Annotated in this window: 1 protein-coding gene; it reads right to left on the bottom strand. The window is 67.1% G+C overall.

What is annotated here, in order from left to right; translation table 11 throughout:
- Positions 1 to 753, bottom strand: a 753-nt coding sequence (locus tag IAE27_RS29295) for an Ig-like domain-containing protein (RefSeq protein WP_200093428.1), incomplete at both ends; no start/stop codon positions are given.

Below are 753 nucleotides of genomic sequence, written 5' to 3'. Positions count from 1 at the left end.
GGCGTCGTTGGTCAGATCGCCGCTGGTCAGCGGGCCGGTATGCCCGGCCACATCGTCGGTCACCAGCAGATCGCTGACCGGAGTCACGACTGTGTCCACCGTCAGCTCAAACGCCGGGGAACGCTCGCTGACGTTTCCGGCCTTGTCGGTCACGGTGGTGCTCAGGCTGTGGCTGCCTTCATCCAGTGCATCAGGGGTGTAACTCCAGCGTCCGTCCTCCCCGGCAACCACCGTACCCAGTACGGTGTCGCCGTCGTAGATCGTGACTGTGGCCCCCGCCTCGGCGGTACCGCTCAGGGCCGGCGTGGCGTCGTTGGTCAGATCGCCGCTGGCCAGCGGGCCGGTATGCCCGGCCACGTCGTCGGTCACCTGCAGACCGCTGACCGGAGTCACCGTCGTGTCCACTGTAATTTCAAACGCCGGGGAACGCTCGCTGACGTTCCCGGCCTTGTCCGTCACCGTGGTGCTCAGGCTGTGGTCGCCCTCGTTCAGGGTATCCGGCGTGAAGCTCCAGCGTCCGTCCTCCCCGGCAACCACCGTACCCAGTACGGTGTCGCCGTCGTAGATCGTGACTGTGGCCCCCGCCTCGGCGGTACCGCTCAGGGCCGGCGTGGCGTCGTTGGTCAGATCGCCGCTGGTCAGGGAGCCGGTGTGCCCGGCCACATCGTCGGTCACCTGCAGATCGCTGACCGGAGTCACAACTGTATCCACCGTCAGCTCAAACGCCGGGGAACGCTCGCTGACGTTCCCGGC

Source organism: Klebsiella sp. S69 (assembly GCF_016516145.1).
Taxonomy (GTDB): domain Bacteria; phylum Pseudomonadota; class Gammaproteobacteria; order Enterobacterales; family Enterobacteriaceae; genus Klebsiella; species Klebsiella oxytoca.
This window is presented reverse-complemented; position numbering and strand designations above follow the sequence as displayed.